The sequence below is a fragment of the Salinarchaeum sp. IM2453 genome (genome assembly GCF_019693215.1).
Classification (GTDB): domain Archaea; phylum Halobacteriota; class Halobacteria; order Halobacteriales; family Salinarchaeaceae; genus IM2453.
Genome location: NZ_CP081183.1, coordinates 1,281,940 through 1,301,368, shown reverse-complemented (window position 1 = coordinate 1,301,368; position 19,429 = coordinate 1,281,940). Strand labels below are relative to the sequence as shown.

The following is a 19,429-nucleotide window of genomic DNA, read 5'->3' as shown; positions in this document are numbered from 1 at the left end:
GCATGACCACGCTGTCGCCAGCAGTGGTCGTCCCACTCAAGGTGAGACACCTTGTGGTATCCCCTCTCAGGCCCGTTCTGACCCGAGTCCAGCAACTCGATGAGGCACACCTTCTTCCACTCCGCTTTCGGAGCGAGTGCAAAGGTGTTCGTTCGTGTTCGCTCTGCTTTGGTTATGGCCGCCATCGTCGTGTTTAGTTACTCGTGTTTCAAAAGTATAACTCCTGTGGGATACTGTTGTTTTTGTTCGAGGAATGGATACGATAGCGTATGGCAAAAGACGGGATCGGACGACCGAGGGAGGTAACGTGTGAGGACGTGTTGACAGCGTTTGCCGATGTTGATAAACCAATAGCGACTGGGAAACTGTTGGCTGAAATGCTGGAGGTATCGAAACAGTCTGTACTCCGGCGGTTACAGGAACTGGAAGAACAAGGACGTGTTGAACGGTGGAAAGTTGGTAGTCGGGCTGTCGTCTGGTGGCCGACAGAAGAATCGTAACGTGGGAATCACGGCCAGAGTGTCGGACGGTGGATTGTGTCTCTCTGTCTCCCGCTCAGACCCTCCCCTGAAGGGGATGGTCTTCCGCTCCAACCGTGTCATACGGAGGAGAAGAAAAGGTCCGAAGACCGCGATGCTTTTCTGGATTGATAGAGACATTCGAAATAATGGATGTCTACCTCCAAGATGGCACAGTGATCGCAACAGGGAATGCTAGACAGCAGTTCTATGACGCTCGAGGATACGGACATCCGGTTGAAGGGAACGCTATTGAGTTAACGCCGGTAGAGGCAGCACATTTGCTACTCCGAGGAGATATCTCAGCGATTCACGACGAAGGGACCGCACACGACTTAGCATCATTTATCAAAATGGTCGAAAACGCAAAGTTTGCTGCTCGTTTAGCGGTGTACATAGATCTCCGCTCCAGAGGATTTTACCTCTCGCCGGCCCGTGACAAGTGGGTTGAAGAATTCCATTCAAAAGCAGACTTTGTTGTGTACAAGCGAGGAAAAGGCCCAGAAGACAGAGATGCTGTTGCGTATCAACTTCGGGTTCTTGGAGAACGAGAAACGATAGACATTGCCGAGTTAGGGGAGTATGAACTGGCAGTTGCGGACGAGGAAGGCGAAATAACGTATTTCAAAACAGATATTCCAGAGATTACGGGAACAGTAACAACAGATTTCGATGGGACAGCTACTGGACAGCTTTTGTCTGACAGAGTTATTTGCTGGGAGTATCCGAAGTCACTATATGATCCTGCATTTTACGGGCAGCCATTGATAGATCGTGGTGAAACAACCGCTGGATTGCAATTGTCGATAATTGAGGCAGCACAGCTTGTGGCACAAGGAATCCTATCACTTCCCGGGGGATATGAGCAAATTGTCGATCGAGGGCGGTCAGTAGAAGGTGAACGATTTGACCGACGACTACAGATATACGCAAGCCTGAGAGAACAGGGAGTAGCGCCAAAAACTGGGTTTAAATTTGGAGCTGATTTTCGGACATACAGTCAAGTAGAATCGGTTAATGACTTGGGACATTCTGAGCGACTAATTCGAGTCGTGCCAACCGATTATGCGATACTGCCTCGTGATTTGTCGTTGGATGTACGAATGGCTCACGGAGTTCGAAAAGACATGGTCTACGCTTGGGTTGAGAATGATAGCGTATCCTTTCGGGTGCTGAAGCGACTAACTCCCTGAGACATAGTTCAATCAAACGAATAGAACCTCGCAGACGTTATAAGCGCAGATAGGTGAGTACGACACAGATAGATATGACGTTGCGCGTGACTTTTTTAGGCACTAGTGGTGCGGTTCCGACGGTTGATCGAAATCCAAGTGGGATACTGATCAACAGAGAGGGAGACCGTCTTCTCTTCGATTGTGGAGAGGGTACCCAGCAGCAGATGATGCGGTTTGGAACAGGATTTGATATCTCACACGTGTTTATTACACATGTTCATGGGGACCATATTTATGGACTTCCCGGATTGCTTGAGACGCTCGACTTTAATGACCGGGAGGCGTCGCTGACCATATGCGTACCTGCTGGAAAGAGGTCGTATCTGGAGAGTTTTCTTGAACGAACTGTCAAGAACATTGGATTCCAAGTGGAAATAATAGGAGTTCGGCCAGATGAAGTAGTATACGAGACAGAAGAATATGAAATTAGAACATTCGACGTCGATCACCGATCTGAAGCAGTCGGGTATATATTAACTGAGTACGACCGAAAAGGGAAGTTTAATCGGGAACGAGCCGAAGAGTTGGGAGTCCCAGTTGGTCCTAAGTTCTCAGAGCTACACAATGGAAATCCAGTTGAGCTTGAAGATGGACGAATCATCAAACCAGAGCAAGTCGTAGGGTCACCTCGCCCAGGGCGAAAACTTGTATATACTGGGGACACTCGACCAGCAAAAATGACGAAAGAAGTTGCTACTGGAGCCGAGTTACTAGTACATGACGGTACATTTCAAGATGAGCATGCAGATCGTGCTGCAGCGACCGGACATTCGACAGCCCGTGAAGCCGGTCGAATAGCGGCCGACGCATCGGTCAAGCAACTTGCTCTTGTACACATCTCCTCGCGGTATGGCGAAAGAGTACATGATCATAAGAAACAAGCACAGGAGCCATTTGATGGCGAAGTAGTTGTTCCAGATGATGGGACAACAATTGAGATACCGTATCCTAATAGCGACAGATAGGCATAAAACCTAGTCACAAGTGAGGATAGGCAATATGACGAAATTCGCCATGGATTTTTACCCACGCAAAGCTAATTAATAGACAGTGAGTTCGCGAACACGGGCACTTGATTCAGTTGTTTTTGGTGTCGACGTACAAAGTGGAGATATTCGGGGGGATGCCCCATCATTCGCACTTGTAGTCCTCTCTGAAGAATCGATAGAGCGGAGTGTTGTTACATATCGAAAGTTACGTCGAAAGATCAACGCTGAAGCCCCTGCGATTGTTGCGACAGATAATATCTACGAGTTAGCAACAGACTCAGATGACTTAGTTAGGTTTCTTCGGGAAATACCAGATCAAACGCGATTGGTTCAGGTCACTGGAGATGAGCAACCAGAACCACTCTCTCGAGTTGCATCTAGACATGATGTTCCATATGAAAAAGAGCCGATGAGAGAAGCTGAAGCGGCTGCTAGACTTGCTGCTAAGAATGTCGGGTATGTTGTGTCTGCATTCAAAGATACTACACAAGTCAAAGTTTCACGAGGCCGATCAACTGGCTCTGGAGGTTGGAGTGAAGACAGATATACTCGGCGGATACATGGTGCTGTTAAGCGGAAATCAAAGGAGGTTAAAAAGAAGCTTGACGGAGCTGGATTAGACTATGAGCAATCAGTCACAGAGAAATACGGCGGCTATTCACAGGCAAAGTTCAAGGTGAAGGCAGCACCAGAAGAAATTCCAGTATCACAGGAAAGGTCAGGGGACACTCGAATAGAAATTGAGCAAGAACGTCGTGACGGAATTGAATTTAAACCAATTGCGCAACGTCGGGACTATGTGCTGGTTGGCATTGATCCGGGAACAACAACAGCAGTTGGAATAATTGATTTGGATGGAGAGATATTAGATGTTTATTCGACGCGAACAGCGGATACAGCCGCAATTATAGAATGGATTGTAGAACGAGGGCGACCAATACTGGTTGCCGCAGATGTAACTCCGATGCCAGAAACGGTTGAACAATATCGGAGAAGCTTCGACGCAGCTGGCTGGAACCCAGAAAAAGACCTGCCAGTTGATACTAAAAAACATCGAGTGCCAGATCACGCGTATGAAAACGATCATGAGCGGGATGCTGTGGCTGCTGCATTATTCGCGTACGATAATCATGAAAACCAATTTGACCGCATTGCGCGAAAAGTACCACCCGAATATGACCGAGGTGAGATCACGGGACGAGTGCTCAGTGAAGAGACATCAGTCGAGGCAGTGTTAGCAGACTTAGAGGAAGAAGAAAAGGAGCAATCAGAGTCAACAACGCACGATCCGAGAGAGTTATCAGAAGAAGAAAAGCGAATTCGAGATCTTGAGCAGCAGGTCGATCGGCTCAAGTCGTATATCGACGAATTAGAGGACACAATTGAAGAAAAAGACGATAAGATCGACCAGTTAGAATCAAAACTAAGCGAATCCAAGCGGAAGGAACGACAGAAAGCTCGGTCTCGACGAGAAGTAACGCGAATTCGCCGCCGTGCAGATGCATTGGAACGCGACCTTGAGCACGAACGAGAACGAAACGAAGAGCTTGAGGAGAAGCTTGAGCGGCTCAAAGCACTATGGCGACTTGATCATTCAAATTTCAGCGACGTTGCTGAGGAGAAAAAAGGACTTGTACCGGTCAAACCAATTGATAAGTTTACAAAGTCAGCAATTCGTGATGCAGATCGTGAATATGGGCTAGCGAAAGATGACATTATATACCTTCGAGATGCATCTGGTGCAGGAAGATCAACAGCAGAGATGCTTGTTGACATTGAGCCACGAGTAGTTTTACGAGATGGTGGTGAACTATCAGACATTGCAGACCAAATTCTCTTTGAGCGAGAGATTCCAGTTGGACCAGCAGATGATGTGACGATACAGGAGGTCGATCAGTTAGCGGTTGCCCGGGAGTCAGAAGTTGAGTCTGTAATTGAGAAGTGGAAAGAACGAGCAAAAGAGCGCGAGCGTGAACAAAAGGCAGAGATGGTAGATCAGCTTATAAGCGAGTACCGAGCCGACGAACGGGAATAATCAGTATTTGCTAAAACATCCCGCCCATGCCCATTGCACTAACGACGGCACTTACCAGGGATTTGACGAGCAATGCAGTTCCGATAATGACGAGCGCTAATCCGACAGCGATGATCCAATTCTCCCACGCAATAACGCCCACACCAGCAAAGACCACGAGAATACCGACGATACCGGTTGCGCCTAGCTTGTCAAGCATATACTAGTGTCTGGAGGTGACAATGAAAAAGGCCGACGATTTGCCTTTGCTTGTCGGCGAGTTTATACCATTCCCGAACCAACATACAACCATGAGCGATAATCAGGAAGCTACAGATGTGTCTGACCTTCGGATGCCAGATGATGATGAGGTGTTTGCAGAGGTAGTAACAATGCTTGGCGCAAACCGAGTTAAAGTCCGATGCGCGGACGGAAAGGAACGAACAGCTCGAATTCCAGGAAAAATGCAAAAGCGAATCTGGATTCGAGAAGATGATATCGTGCTCGTCGAGCCTTGGGACTGGCAGGACGAGAAGGCAGATATCACGTGGAGGTATGAAAAAGCAGAGGCTGAAACCCTTCGAGAAGAAGGCTATATGGCCTAAGCACAAAAACCGAAGGACAAAATATCATACAGTATCTTTCCAGGAGGCTAACCATCTTATGAACTGCCTCGGGGTCAAGCTCCGTGGCATTCGCCTCGATTTTATGTAAATAGTTGAATTAGTTTCTTTACTGGGTTATCAGTTGTTGGCAAGGTGATTTATTTTATTCAAAGCTGGAACGTGCAAGTTGTCGTTCCAGTTCCGATTAGTGCGAATTCGAAGATAAACCTTGGTCATATTGCCAACTACTGTTATGCCCAAGTATCGACTTCTTCCCAGGGCAAGTCTCGGAGTATCCGCCTCTACAGAAGAACAGGCAGAGTGCCTCGGGGTCGTTTGGAAATCGGAGATTTCCATGATGACGAGACGCTTTGCGTCTCGAACCACTTGACCCCGAGGGTGAATGCCGTCGAAATATTATACAAATTTAAGATTTTCAAGCTATAATACACTGACAACGACCAGAAACAAACTGCTCAACGTATGGAAATGAAGACCTCATTTCCGTTGCTGGTCGTTGGAGTAGTTTGGAACTGCGACTCCTCTCAACACCGTCCATTGGGCGTGAGACGGGAGTTGTCGGGCGGTGGTGGAGCCGCCGACTCCCACGGACACAACGAGTGTTCGGGTGTGAATTCCAGCCGACTCCTCACAGAGAAGGTCGGGCGGAATTAAATTCCGTTGCCGGTGCAGTGCGGTGCAGACCCAAACACGGAAGCCTCGGGGCTTGACCCCGAGGTACTTCACCACCTAATCCGGAGATGTGAGCTACGCAAAGAGTTCTTCTGCGCTGTCAATAGCAGAGAGGAGTTGATCTACTTCGGCTGTTGTATTGTAAATATAGAATGAAGCTCGGGCAGACGCTGGAGCTCCAAGTTTATCGTGTAGAGGTTGTGTGCAGTGGTCACCGGCGCGAATTGCAACAGCGTAGTCATTCATAATTGCAGCTAAGTCATGAGCGTGGACAGCTTCGTGATTAAACGAAACTAATCCAGCTCGGCGATCATCTTCTGCTGGTGGGCCATATATTTCAACGCCGTCAACGGTACTAAGCTGCTCGTATGCATATCTAGCGAGATACTCTTCGTGTTTTCTAACATTCTCCATTCCGATATCTTCAAGATAGTCTATGGCCGCAGTAAGCCCGACACCCTGAGCAATTGGAGGAGTTCCGGCTTCAAATTTCCACGGTAATTCTCCCCAACGACTGTCCTCAAATGTAACCTTCTCAATCATACCTCCTCCGTAAAGGTATGGCTGGAGAGATTCCAGTAGTTCCTGTTTTCCATACAGTACGCCGATACCAGTTGGTCCAAGCATTTTGTGTCCAGAAAAGGCATAGAAATCAGTTCCAATTTCTTGGACATCGACTGGACGGTTCGGGACCGCCTGTGCTCCATCGATGAACGCATAGGCATCATGCTCATGCGCTAAAGTAGCGAGTTCAGAAACAGGATTGACTGAGCCAAGAGTGTTGGAAACATGAGTCGCTGATACTATTGCTGTCTCTGGACCAATCAGATCTTTTGCATGTTCCATATCCAGTTCGCCGGTGTCGGTGATCCGAATATACCGAACATTCGCTCCAGTTCGTTTAGCGATCTGTTGCCAAGTGACCAGCGACGCATGGTGTTCCATCTCAGTCAGTACAACAGTATCTTCTGGACCGAGATTCTCAAGTCCCCACGAATACGCAATGAGATTTTCGGCTTCAGTGGTGTTCTTTGTGAATATGATCTCTTTGCGACCGTCTGCCCCGATAAATTCAGCTACACGATCATGTGCTTCTTCATACGCAATTGAAGCCTCTTGACTGAGATGATGAATACCTCGGTGGACGTTTGCATTGTATGATCGATAATATTCACCGATCGCGTCAACTACCGGATCAGGGGTGTAACTTGTCGCAGCGTTATCGAGATAAATGACCTGTTTATCGCCGTCAACTCGCCGGTTGATGATCGGAAAGTCTTCTCGAATACTGTCGACATCAAGCGGCGCAGCGTCTTGAACTCCCATTATTGTATAGATGGGGCTGGAGAACAAACACTTCTTCGGTCACCGATGTATCTGTCAGTATATTTCTGGCAATCAGAGTAAAATACCACTGTTCAGAAGAGATGTCCGCGTCAATCACTATCTTACAGCGGCTGTGAGATGAAATTCCACAGGGATAGCCGTGGAAAGAAGATCAGCGCATTCGGAGTAATTGTGCGTGAAGGGTCTCATCAATCTCAAGAACATTTGTCTCTTCGATGATATCATTCTCAATGGCTAGATTCACTGATTTGGTACCGACGATATTCGCAACAGTTGCCCGCTGTAGGCTGTTAATGACTGCTTCTTCGCTCTTTTTTTCACCGCCATAGAACTCTTCTGTGACAGTAATCGAAACATCTCCGTCAACAAATGTCTCGCCAAGGATATCCTGGTCACACACCGACACTAAGAGTCCTTCCGGAGTTTCTCGTTCCTGAACAATCATTCCCCTACAATTTCTTCCTCAATTTCTGCTCGTAGTTCTTCGGCCTCATCGACCATTTCTTCGGCTTCATCATACCGCCCAAGTTCCTCAAGTGCCGTTGCCTTTTCTTCAAGCAACTCAGGTGTTCGCATACCCAAGCGGATAGCATTATCAAAACAATCGAGCGCATCTTCCGCAATCCCACGTTCTAAGCGGAAGAATCCACGGTTATACCAACCGCGAGCAAAGCGTGGATCAATTTCGACAGCTCGTTCCGCATGGTCAAGTGCCTGAGCAGTACGCCCAGACTCCCATAGTGCGTGGGCAAGATTTGTTTCCGCGGTCGCTGCATGTTCAGACTCATCATCAATATCAAGAGCTTCTTGGTACGCACCGATAGCCTGATCCCATTCCTCTAGTTCACCGTGGGCAACTCCCTTGTTGATCCATGCTTCTTGCTCAACATTAGCGTCATCAGCAAATTGAGCGGCACGTTCAAGTGCGTCTGTAGCTTGTTCGTACCGATTGATACGAATATACTCAAGGCCAACATCGACAAGTGATTCTGCGTCGACTTGGTCACTCGGAATATGTTCGCGATCAAGAGTATCAGAGATAACGCGGGAGTCAACTGGATCGACTTTATCAGGATCAACAGCCATCTCAGGCGGGTCAATGTCAAAACCCTCATACGGGTCTTCAAATCCTTGCCCTTCTGAAAAACGATGATCGTCTGGATCTTCCATACTAGTATACTGCTGTTGTAAAGAGGTAAGCATTGTGTGTTTGGCTTTTACAGTCTAAGTTCAAGCTCCGGAGCAAAGCCGTGTTCCGAGCGGAGTACGACGGGAAGGTTCACAATCAGACTGTCACGAGAGGCTTCACGGATCTGAGTTCCACGTCGGATTCTATGTATCAGGCAGTTTAACTCTTACAGGCTACGTTTCCGTCCTCAAGGAGCGATCAACGGGAGCGAGTAGAGCGGGGTAAGCTCACGATACTAAGAGGTGTATCGACCGGAATGTTTTTTCCGAATGGATATACACTACTATGTTATGAGTCGCTCGCGGAAGCCAGAATGGCTACGTACACAGGCTCCTAGTGGGCAGGAATACGTTGAGATCAAGCAGACACTCAAAGAACACGACTTACACACTGTTTGTGAAGAAGCAAACTGTCCAAACCTTGGCGAGTGCTGGTCTGAGGACGGAACAACAGAAGATGGAGGGACAGCGACGTTCATGATCATGGGCGATAATTGTTCCCGAAGTTGTGGCTTTTGCGACGTTCAGACCGGTGATTTAGAGCCACTTGACCCAAAAGAACCAGAGAAGGTTGGCAGTGCAGTTGCAGAAATCGGACTTGACTATGTGGTATTAACATCAGTTGATCGAGACGACCTGGATGATCAGGGGGCAGGCCACTTTGCAGATACAATTCGAGCAATCAAACGAAGAGAGCCAGACACACTGGTAGAAGTACTTATTCCTGATTTTCAGGGCGAAAAACGATTACTCGATAAGATAATTGACGCCAATCCAGACGTAATTGCACACAACGTCGAAACAGTTGAGCGATTACAAGAGTGGGTTCGTGATCCGCGAGCGGGCTACTGGCAATCAATCAATGTACTCGAATATGTCGATCAAGTTTCTGATATCCATACCAAAACGTCAATTATGCTTGGGTTGGGAGAGTATGATCACGAAGTCTACCAGGCACTGACCGATTTACGTGAAGCAAATGTAGATATTGTTACCTTTGGACAGTACTTGCGCCCAAGTGCACCGAATTTGCCGGTCGAAGAGTACGTCCACCCACATGTATTCGAAACGTGGCGACAGGTTGCAGAAGAAGAACTTGGATTCCTCTACTGTGCATCTGGTCCTATGGTTCGCTCTTCATATAAAGCAGGAGAATTATTTGTTGAGGCGTTGTTAAGAGAAGGACGAGATATAGAAGACGCACGAGCTACCGCTAGAGGCGACTAAGTTACCGATTTTGATCTCCTCCACGCGACTGAAGTCGTTGGATTATTTCGTGGAAATCCAGCCAGTTGGTTCCCTTGGCTGTGAACTTACTGGACATCCGATCACCTTCAGCCCTCACGCTGAGGGTGTGGTAGGTTGAAGATCCACTCGGTGGTGTCTTCCAAACCGAGAATAACGCTCACGATCGTCCAGGACCGTGAGCGGCCGTCAGGGGCCATCGCCCAACTAGAAAATTTAAGACGTACTCGGCTCCATCTTGAGCGCAAGCGCGTTTCCCGCAGCAGTATGTCGCATGCCGCTATTTTATAACCGATCAGATAGAATAAATATTAGAATTATAGATCCTCTGTGTTGAGTGGTTCGTGGCACATCATGTTGCTTCATCCCACGACACGGCTAAAGCCGGAGGGAATTCCCCTCACTACCGCTGTAAAAGATATTAAGATATTATGTTAGAATACGTTCTCGAAGGAGGGCAGTTACGGTTTGATTGTTATTAGCAATGTCCTGCCTGTAGTGCATATAGACAGCACCAAGCGGAGGTTGTAGGACATACGCAATAGCAATAGGCAGTACAGCTTCTGCTCCAATTGTATCGGATGCAATTACAATGGCGAGGGCAACTGAAAGATTTCGCATACTGGTTGCATAAATAAGCGTTACTGACTGTTCAGTACTAAGAAGAAGACGTCCGACCCCAAGTCCTGTCAGAAACACAAGCGCGTAAAATATGACGAGGGGGACAACAGTAATGGCAGAGGTAACTGGATCGGCGAGAATATCGCTTGACCGCATTGTCATTGCAATAAAGACAATTAGCATAACGCCAATAGTGCTGATTCCTCCAAACATCGGCTTAAGACGGTTAAATCCATCAGCATCGTACCGTCGAATAAGATATCGTCGAGTAAGCATTCCAGCAATCATTGGGAGGACAACAACAATAAGCAACTGCTCGTATAATGCCATGGGAGCAAACGTGACAGAGTTCCCTGCAAGAACAGATAGGTATAGAGGAAGAATAACAACAGCAGCTAACAGGTTAACGGCCATGGCAACGAGAGCAGCTTCTAGGTCACCACCAGCAAGGCCAGTCCATGCGGCGGTCATACCAGAAGTTGGAATTAGAGCAATGAGGTATAAACCGACCGCGTATGTCGGAGAGCCGTTGAAAAACAGCCACGCAAGACTGACAGCGATGACCGGAGCAAATACAAAATTAACCAACAGGGTCAGAGTAACAGGCCGAAGATGCCGTTTGACGTGAAGAACCTTCTGAATATTAAGGTTGATCATCATCGGATAAATCATCACGAACAGAGCAGGGACAACAGCAAGTTCGAGATAAGTATTAATCTGATCGCCAGTAAACTGGCCGGCGATAATACCAGACGCTAAGGCAAGAATTACAATGTATATCAGTCGGTCCTTGAGCCCGATTAAAACGTTTTGTATCATGCCAAACACCTCGAAGGTAAACAGGATGTGACCATAGTATTACATGATAATGTGATTACTATACAAAACTACTTCGGATACAAAGCATTTGAGGATAGAGGCTGAAATATAAATTCTTGCTCCGTGAATATACACTCTGAAATGTTCAACCAGATTCTCATTCCAATTGATGGGAGCGACCCTTCCTATGAGGCCGCTGAGTTTGGGCTTGAACTAGCCAAAAACCATGGTGCAACAATCCATGGACTATATGTGATCAAACCAGTCCGATTGGGAGGCTTTTCAGCGGGGATGGAGCCAGCAAGCGCTCATCACGATGTTGTAGATGAACAACGAAAAACTGCGGAGAAGGCACTGGACCAGCTCGGTACAAAAGCAGAGAAATACAACGTTGAATTAATTACAGACACGAGGGTTGGACAACCACATGAAGAAATTATCGCGTACGCTAAGGAAAATGATATTGACGGGATTGTAATTGGAACACACGGACGATCGGGGACAGATCGTATTCTGCTTGGAAGTGTAGCAGAAAAAGTTGTCAGAAAAAGCCCGGTTCCAGTTACGACAGTTGGAACGAAAGAAAACTAAAGATATGATATATTTAGGATAAACAGTAGTATGATAGAATATTTCAGCTACTATTTATAATAGTATAATATATTTTTAACTAATAATCGAATTAATAAAGATGAACATAAAGTTAACTTTATTAAGATCATAAGAATATCCTTTGTCGTAACGTATGGACCATATTATATGGCTAGTGTTGATTGGTGTAGTGGTTTTCACGTCCGCATACTTGGTCTACGGGCGTTATATGGGACGATATCTTGAGTTGGATGATAGTCGAGAAACACCAGCACACAAGTATCAGGATGGGCAAGAGTACGTACCGGCAAAGAAACCAGTCTTACTTGGGCATCACTTTTCGAGCATTGCTGGAGGGGCACCCATAATTGGACCAATTACTGCAACGCTTATTTGGGGTTGGTTACCGGCATTACTTTGGATTATCATTGGTAACCCATTGATTGGTGCTGTTCATGATATTACGTCACTAACAAGCAGCGTACGGCATAAGGGTAAGTCGATTGGCTATGTGATTGGTGAGTACGTCGGCACGCGTGGAAAACACATGCTTCTCTGGTTCGCATTCTTAACGCTAATTCTAGTTGTAGCTGCGTTTGCACTGGTAACCGCAGTCGTATTCAATGCGTATCCAGAAACAGCGACTGCCAGCATTCTATACATCGGGTTAGCACTGGTGTTTGGTGTTTGGTTATATCAGTTGAATCTCCCATTCTCAGTCGGGACAGTCATTTTTGTTGGAGGTGTATTCGCTTCGGTCTGGCTTGGGATTGAATACCCAATCGCGATGGTAGAAACAGAGGGAATTTCAAATGGAGTATACACACTGTTTGCTGAGGCACCCGGATTTGTTCCAGAACTACTGGGGGATCCTAATATAGGGGCATGGGTCCTCGTATTACTGGTGTATTCGGCCATCGCAAGCGTGCTTCCCGTGTGGACACTTCTACAGCCGCGAGATTACCTCTCATCATTCCTTCTGTATGCAGGGGTTGGGGGTGCAGTACTAGCCGTCATTGTTGGTACGTTCATTACAGGGATGGACACCGGGGAAGGCATCACGTACTCATTTGAAGCCGATGCATGGTATGGGTTCTTTGGTGGAGACAGCCCATACGATGAACTGCCGCTGATGCCTCTCTTCCCGCTGCTCTTTGTGACAATATCGTGTGGAGCTATCAGTGGATTCCACTCTCTTGTTTCGTCCGGAACAACCGCAAAGCAGCTAAACAAGGAAAGTGACGCAAGATTGATTGGATACGGAACGATGCTACTGGAGGGGATGCTCTCCATCGTCGCGATTAGTGCGGTGGTTATCGTTGCAATTCCAGCGGATCCGGGCGGAGGCATTGCAAATGCGCTGCCGAACTTTGCTGAGGGCGGAGGTGCCATCCTAACAGCCTTAGGGATTGGGTTTACTGAAGCGCAAGCAATTATGGCACTCGTGCTCGTTGCATTCCTTCTAACAAGTTTGGATACAGCAACCCGGCTTAGCCGGTATATGGTCGAAGAGATTGTAGAAACACCTGAGACAACCGTTCAAGAATATAGTGTCAACCGGTTCATCAATACGCCAATTATTGTTGTACTCGCATTCTTCCTCCTTGGAACGGGACGCTGGGAGGACCTCTGGACACTGTTCGGAAGTGCAAATCAGTTACTCGCTGCGCTTGCGTTCTTGGCTGTCACAGTTTGGATTACAAACTGGGACAAAACAAAACAAACGTACTCGATGACAATTCCAATGGTCATTATGTTGTTCATTACTATAGCGAGCTTGATCTGGACAGCAGGATACACAATCCTTGGAGGACGACTACTTGGAATTACAGCTGACGCTGAAACGGAAATAGTAGAACAACTTGCAGCTGTTGTCCAGATCGGTGTGGCGCTAACACTGATTACATTGGCACTAAGCCTTGTGTGGATCGGTTACAACCACATTAAGGATATTAGACAAGAGTCAGGAACGACAGTCACGGATGGCGGAGCAGACGACGACTAACGACGTTTGAGTATTTTACTTATTTCTGGGTGTGCAAAGCGGGACGCTATCGAAGTTGATCAAGAAGCGATGAAAATATCCCAGTTGACCGTGACTGAGTATCCCATTCAATAAATGCTGCCTGAATTTCAGCACGGTCAGTCGCAACAATAGATTGTTCTTCTGGGGCAACAACAATGATGTGAATATCATAGTGACCATCAAATCCATACCGAAGCATCGTCCGTTCGTCTATACGAGAAACGTATTGTCGTATATCATCAGGGATTGAGGGTACGATGAGCCCAAAAGAGAATTCTGTCGCATAGTGATCATCATCTGCATCAATCCAATCATCAGCTAGTTCGTGTCCAAGATCAATTAGCTGATCAACAGTTTCGATTGTGACAGTGTCATATTCGTTAACGAACAGATATTCGTATAGGTTGTGTTCTGCATATGAAATAGCGGGGTGAAATAGCTGCTTGTGCCGCTGAGCTTCGAATGATGCATACAATGTAAAATCGAATCCACGAATGTGTTTGTTTTTCTCAAGATCATAGCTGTGAACAATTCTCCCAGCTAATCGGTTAAGATAGTCTCGTCCCCACTCAGGGAATTCAGATTCAGACGGATCATCCATTGTTGAATTTAAGAAGCCTTGTAACCTAAATAGCGTGGTATTGGTCGGTAGTTAACTAAGTACTTATACGGATACATGCCAAAGTTAAGAATGAGATGGAGTCAAAAGGTGATCCACGGGTTCACTTCATTATCAACGTGATTGGATCAGCCATCATTGGGTATATTGCACTTTGGGGGATGGACTTTATTGATATGCTTGAGTTTACCCTGACCCGATACGTACTAGTCGTCATTATTTTGGTGGCATTAACAAGTGTAATTGTCCGCTAATCACGAATATAGAGATGCTCTTATATACCGGTCACAGACAGAGTTTGATCTCTTTCCATAGTTAACCTGAGAATTTTGTCTGCGACCGCTGTAATTCAGCACGCACAGCTAGGAAGAGAGGAACGTTCGAACTTCATTTGTTCTCCACAAGAAGGACAAAATGGGCTCTCATCGTCAGGCACATCACTTGCTGGGATACGACAGTCACAGTCGTGACACCAGTAGCCGCCAGACTCTGAAGATGAAGTATTGACCGACTTCAAAGAGAAGGCAGCGAGTACTTTACTAACAATACTCATAAGATTGATTACATTCTTGAGAATAATAATTCTTTTGTTCATTTGATAATTAGCGGAGGGATTCATTTCTATACTAACTCATGCAAAATTCTATGAGGGCTTCTGCTTGCCTTAGCGGAATTTGTTGCTGTAAAATATATCATGTGTTTGCCATTCGGGGAAACTATTTTACATTATTATCTCAAATCCGGTTGTTATGGCTGACGTGACAATAGAAGACATACGAGCTGCTCGGTCTCGGATTGATGACGAGTCAGTTGTTACTCGGACACCAATTGAGATCAGTCGTTCTTTAAGTTCGATGTGTGATGGGACAGTTCGACTAAAAATGGAACATTTGCAGCGGACTGGCTCGTTCAAGACACGAGGTGCATACAACAAAATGCAGCGGGTAGTCGAAGAAGGAGGGCCAACTCATGCAGTTGCGGCCAGTGCTGGCAATCATGCACAGGGTGTGGCACTTGCCGCAACAAAATCAGGACTCGACTCGACAATCGTAATGCCAAACGACGCGCCACAAGCGAAGGTGGATGCGACAAGTGAATACGGAGCAGAAGTCATTTTACACGGACGAAATTTCCAGGCGGCGATGGATCACGCACAAGAAATGGCTGACGAAGACTCGGTATTTGTGCATGCATACGATGATGAAGATATTGTTGCTGGACAGGGGACACTTGGTCTTGAGATCTATGAGCAGGTGCCAGAGGTTGATACTGTAATCGTTCCTATTGGAGGTGGTGGACTGATCGGGGGAATTTCAACTGCACTGAAAGCGGTCGCTCCAGATATACGAGTTGTTGGAGTACAAGCAGAAGATGCAGCAACTGTCCCCCAAAGCCTTGACAAAGGGATTCCAGTTGATCATGAAAACCCAGACACAATTGCTGATGGGATTGCAACAGGTGGAATCTCAGAACTAACACTCAGTTTGATAGAAGAAAATGTTGATAAAGTAGTTACCGTAGGCGATGATGAGATTGCTGAAGCGATTTTGGTACTACTGCAACGTGCCAAGCAGTTGGTCGAAGGAGCGGGAGCTGCTTCCGTTGCTGGGATGTTATCCGATGACCTCAACGTAACAGATGAGACAGTTGTGCCGCTGTTATGTGGAGGCAATATCGATATGTCAATGTTAGAGACAGTACTACAGCATGCAATGGCTGATATGTATCAGTTGCTACAGCTCAAGATTCACATTGATGACAGACCAGGAAAAATGGCAGAAATCTCGGAAATTATGGCCGAGCAAGATGCAAATATCAGGACAGTTCGTCACGAGCGAGCTGTGGAAGATCTCGGCGTTGGAGAGGCATATCTGATCTTCCGTGTAGTTGCAAGTGGTGAATCACACGCAGAGCAGATAATTTCAGCAATTCAAGATGCGGGATACGATGTTGCCCGTGAAAATTAAAAAATTCCGATTCATCCGATTTTAAGTAGTAGGATTACAACCAACAGTGCATGGTTGAGACGAACTCAACAGAGGTGCTCGTCATCGGTGCTGGCCCAGGCGGTTATGTTGCGGCTATTCGGGCGGGACAGCTAGGTCTTGATACTACAGTTGTAGAGATGGAAGACGTCGGAGGAACGTGTCTAAATAGAGGATGTATCCCATCAAAGGCACTAATTAAAGCAACAACAATGGCCCATCGAGTTGGCAATGCTGAGCATATGGGAATCCACGCAGATCCAGAGTTTGATTATGCGAAACTTTCGCGATGGAAAGATCGCGTTGTTCGACGTCTTACAGGCGGTATTGGGAAATTATTCAAGGCAAACGGTGTCCGGGAAGTAAACGGACGGGCAGAATTTATCGACGACAGTTCAGTAGAAATTTTTGACGAAGACGGAAACGTAACAGAACGAATTGAGTTTGATGATGCAATCATTGCGACAGGATCAGTTCCTACTGAGATCCCGGGCTTCTCATTTGATGCTGATCCAATTCTTGATTCTCGTGATGTGCTCAACAAAACCGAACTGCCAGATTCGATGATTATTATCGGTGGAGGATACATCAGCCTGGAAACCGCAGACGTGCTTGCAAAGGTTGGATGTGATGTAACACTGATCGGTCGTCCACCAACAGCGTTGCGAGGCTATGAAGATGATCTTGTGAAGCCGGTAATGCGGCGGGGAGAAAAGATTGGTATTGACTTCCACTTCGGTATGGAAGCGCGAGAATGGTGGGAAAATGACGATGGAACCGTGACCGTCGCTGCAATGCCAGTTGAAGACGAAGACGATAACGAATTCCGTGAATACACCGGCGAAGAAATTATGGTTGCCATTGGCCGGTCACCCCGCACAGATACTGCAAATCTCGAAGCAGCGGGGGTCGAAACAGATGACTGGGGACGCATCAATGTAGATGACCAGCTGCGGACAGAGGTTGATGGAATTTATGCGATTGGGGATGTGCTTGGAGAGCCAATGCTAGCGCATCGTGCCTCCCATCAGGGAGTTGTCGCAGCAGAAGTGATTGCAGGGATGGATTCAGAGCTAGATCATAAAACAGTTCCAGCAGCATGCTTCACGGACCCTGAAATTGCTGTTACCGGGATGACTGAAGATGAAGCAAAGGAAGCTGGTATCGATCCGATTGTCGGGAAATTCCCATTCCGGGCTTCAGGTCGGGCAATGGCGCAGGATGAAACAGACGGATTTGTCCGTGTAGTAGCCGACGAAAACGAACGTGTGATCGGCGGCCAGGTCGTTGGGCCAGAAGCTTCAGAATTAATCGCTGAGCTCACGCTCGCCGTTGAGATGGAAGCGACACTGGACGAGGTAGCAGAGACGATCCATACCCATCCAACTCTTGCAGAGTCAGTAATGGAAGCCTGTGAAAAGGCATTGGGCCGACCGATTCACGTAATAGACCGGTAGACAGCGCAGCAACAATAGCACAGCTCCAGAGATTAGCACTATTATCGACAACTGGTGTGAGTTGTTTTGACTGCGTTGTGGCGATTCTACTAGTGATAAATATTGTATATTTTACACTTGTATGACAGACGCAATCCAAGGCTACAAGAGTTAAGGAAAGACACCACTAAAAGAAGGATATGAGTGAAGGCAAATCCTCCGGGTCGGCAACATGGAAGTTTGGTGCACATAACTGGGGAGAATCTTCTCCAACGGTCGTTGATGGGACGGTTTATATCGGTAGTGGATCCGGGCTCTATGCTATTGATGCGGAGACAGGCGAGCAAAAGTGGCGAACACAGATTGCTGGAGGTGTAGAAACATCTCCAGCAGTACTTAATCAGGTAGCATACATTGGGAGTGAGAATGGGACAGTGTATGCCATTGATGTTAAGGATGGAGAAGAACTCTGGAGCAATTCGGTCAGTGATCAAATTCGAAGTTCACCTTCAGTTCTTGATGAAACGGTCTATATTGGCGACTCTGATGGTTATTTGCGAGCATTAGACATCGATAGCGGTGGAGAACAATGGGCAGTAAAAACGGGCCGTGATGTGAAATCTTCACCAGTAATTGTGGATAATATGTTGTATGTTGGGAGTAACGATGGCGGATTATATGCGATCAATATTGACGAAGGGCGAAAACAGTGGAAATTTGAGACAGGGAGGAGTGTTACATCTTCACCGACAGTGAGTAATGGATTGTTGTTCGTCGGGAGTTGGGACAGTAATTTGTACGCAGTAAATGCGAAGACAGGAAGCGAAGAATGGTCAGCGAAGCTAGCGGGACCAAGCCACAGTTCCCCAACTGTTGTTGATAGGACAGTCTTCGCGTCGGGGTACAATAAGCTAAGTGCGTATGATGTGAACTCAGGTGCAGAAAAGTGGACACACAAAGCGTCAGGACAGATTCGAAGCTCCCCAACGGTAGCTGGAGACACACTGTATGTTGGGAGCTCAGATAGTCAGATATATGCAATTGATACTGGGACGGGGAACACAGACTGGAGATATCGTGTCACAGGAAAAGTTCTAACATCTCCGATAGTAGTGAATGGAACACTGTATGTCGCATCAGAGTCGAAGGACCTACATGCATTAGACACTGGTCACTCCAAGTCAAGTCGAGATACACGAGTATTACTGGCTGCACTTGGTCATCACAGCGTTCGCACAGCAACAGATCCAGCTAAAGTGTATCGGACGATTAAGCGGCATCTAGAAGCGATTGGAACGGATCAGGACCTTAGTGAGAGCAAAGAGAACGAGGAGATCGAGGAAGATGAAGTGATGACAGACGCAGAAATCATGAATTGTCCGAATTGTTCTACAGATCTAAGTTCATTTGACAGTCCAAAATACTGTCCAAAGTGTGCACACCAGTTGCCTGATTACGGGGACTGACAAATGAACAGAGTATGCAACCGCTGATCGGA

At 46.9% G+C, this 19,429-nt stretch carries 18 protein-coding genes; 12 read left to right on the top strand and 6 right to left on the bottom strand.

The genetic code is table 11. The features are described 5' to 3' along the window. Positions 1-269: 269 nt before the first annotated feature. The 4 genes from K0C01_RS06080 to K0C01_RS06065 all read left to right on the top strand — a co-directional run bounded on the left by K0C01_RS06080 (position 270) and on the right by K0C01_RS06065 (position 4,777). Positions 270-500, top strand: coding sequence for an HTH domain-containing protein (locus K0C01_RS06080; RefSeq protein ID WP_221171124.1), 231 nt, complete (start codon positions 270-272; stop codon positions 498-500). Between the two features lie 167 nt (positions 501-667). Next, positions 668-1,711 (top strand): tRNA-intron lyase, encoded by a 1,044-nt coding sequence (endA, locus tag K0C01_RS06075; RefSeq protein WP_221171123.1) that lies wholly within the window; start codon positions 668-670, stop codon positions 1,709-1,711. A gap of 74 nt (positions 1,712-1,785) precedes the next feature. Next, positions 1,786-2,718, top strand: coding sequence for a ribonuclease Z (gene rnz, locus K0C01_RS06070; RefSeq protein WP_221171211.1), 933 nt, complete (start codon positions 1,786-1,788; stop codon positions 2,716-2,718). A gap of 85 nt (positions 2,719-2,803) precedes the next feature. Next, positions 2,804-4,777, top strand: a complete 1,974-nt coding sequence (locus tag K0C01_RS06065) for a DUF460 domain-containing protein (protein ID WP_221171122.1) — start codon at positions 2,804-2,806, stop codon at positions 4,775-4,777. A gap of 10 nt (positions 4,778-4,787) precedes the next feature. On the opposite strand, the gene K0C01_RS06060 is transcribed toward K0C01_RS06065, so the two are convergent. Beyond that, a complete protein-coding gene (locus K0C01_RS06060) occupies positions 4,788-4,976 on the bottom strand; it encodes a DUF7470 family protein (RefSeq protein ID WP_221171121.1) in 189 nt (62 codons plus the stop codon). Positions 4,977-5,067: 91 nt separating this feature from the next. Between K0C01_RS06060 and eif1A the strand changes: the two genes are divergently transcribed. Next, a complete protein-coding gene (gene eif1A, locus K0C01_RS06055; RefSeq protein ID WP_221171120.1) occupies positions 5,068-5,361 on the top strand; it encodes a translation initiation factor eIF-1A in 294 nt (97 codons plus the stop codon). Positions 5,362-6,129: 768 nt separating this feature from the next. Here the strand turns inward: eif1A and K0C01_RS06050 are convergent. The 3 genes from K0C01_RS06050 to K0C01_RS06040 all read right to left on the bottom strand — a co-directional run bounded on the left by K0C01_RS06050 (position 6,130) and on the right by K0C01_RS06040 (position 8,571). Further along, entirely contained in the window at positions 6,130-7,380 is a 1,251-nt protein-coding gene (locus tag K0C01_RS06050) for an aminotransferase class V-fold PLP-dependent enzyme (protein ID WP_221171119.1), read from the bottom strand. A 172-nt stretch (positions 7,381-7,552) separates the two neighbouring features. Further along, on the bottom strand, positions 7,553-7,846 hold the full coding sequence (locus K0C01_RS06045) for a DUF424 domain-containing protein (protein WP_221171118.1): 294 nt from the start codon (positions 7,844-7,846) through the stop codon (positions 7,553-7,555). Further along, positions 7,843-8,571, bottom strand: coding sequence for a tetratricopeptide repeat protein (locus tag K0C01_RS06040; protein WP_221171117.1), 729 nt, complete (start codon positions 8,569-8,571; stop codon positions 7,843-7,845). The genes K0C01_RS06045 and K0C01_RS06040 overlap by 4 nt, the downstream gene beginning before the upstream one ends. Before the next feature lie 309 nt (positions 8,572-8,880). On the opposite strand from K0C01_RS06040, the gene lipA reads away from it, so the two are divergent. Beyond that, a complete protein-coding gene (gene lipA / locus K0C01_RS06035) occupies positions 8,881-9,816 on the top strand; it encodes a lipoyl synthase (RefSeq protein WP_221171116.1) in 936 nt (311 codons plus the stop codon). A 447-nt stretch (positions 9,817-10,263) separates the two neighbouring features. Here the strand turns inward: lipA and K0C01_RS06030 are convergent, their stop codons facing one another. After that, complete coding sequence (locus K0C01_RS06030) at positions 10,264-11,274, bottom strand: arsenic resistance protein (protein WP_221171115.1); 1,011 nt, start codon at positions 11,272-11,274, stop codon at positions 10,264-10,266. Between the two features lie 141 nt (positions 11,275-11,415). Here K0C01_RS06030 and K0C01_RS06025 point away from each other — a divergent pair, with 141 nt between their 5' ends. Further along, on the top strand, positions 11,416-11,865 hold the full coding sequence (locus tag K0C01_RS06025) for a universal stress protein (protein ID WP_221171114.1): 450 nt from the start codon (positions 11,416-11,418) through the stop codon (positions 11,863-11,865). A 154-nt stretch (positions 11,866-12,019) separates the two neighbouring features. Then, the gene (locus K0C01_RS06020; RefSeq protein WP_221171113.1) at positions 12,020-13,870 is read left to right on the top strand and encodes a carbon starvation CstA family protein; all 1,851 of its coding nucleotides are present in this window, start codon (positions 12,020-12,022) and stop codon (positions 13,868-13,870) included. A gap of 46 nt (positions 13,871-13,916) precedes the next feature. On the opposite strand, the gene K0C01_RS06015 is transcribed toward K0C01_RS06020, so the two are convergent. Beyond that, positions 13,917-14,492 (bottom strand): DUF8052 family protein, encoded by a 576-nt coding sequence (locus K0C01_RS06015; RefSeq protein ID WP_221171112.1) that lies wholly within the window; start codon positions 14,490-14,492, stop codon positions 13,917-13,919. Positions 14,493-14,587: 95 nt separating this feature from the next. On the opposite strand from K0C01_RS06015, the gene K0C01_RS06010 reads away from it, so the two are divergent. The 4 genes from K0C01_RS06010 (at position 14,588) to K0C01_RS05995 (ending at position 19,397) form a co-directional block, all read left to right on the top strand. Next, on the top strand, positions 14,588-14,764 hold the full coding sequence (locus tag K0C01_RS06010) for a DUF8107 family protein (protein ID WP_221171111.1): 177 nt from the start codon (positions 14,588-14,590) through the stop codon (positions 14,762-14,764). Positions 14,765-15,259: 495 nt separating this feature from the next. Next, a complete protein-coding gene (ilvA, locus tag K0C01_RS06005; RefSeq protein WP_221171110.1) occupies positions 15,260-16,477 on the top strand; it encodes a threonine ammonia-lyase in 1,218 nt (405 codons plus the stop codon). 50 nt (positions 16,478-16,527) lie between these two features. Then, positions 16,528-17,952, top strand: a complete 1,425-nt coding sequence (gene lpdA / locus K0C01_RS06000; RefSeq protein ID WP_221171109.1) for a dihydrolipoyl dehydrogenase — start codon at positions 16,528-16,530, stop codon at positions 17,950-17,952. Positions 17,953-18,131: 179 nt separating this feature from the next. Beyond that, positions 18,132-19,397, top strand: coding sequence for an outer membrane protein assembly factor BamB family protein (locus K0C01_RS05995; RefSeq protein ID WP_221171108.1), 1,266 nt, complete (start codon positions 18,132-18,134; stop codon positions 19,395-19,397). Positions 19,398-19,429 lie beyond the last annotated feature (32 nt).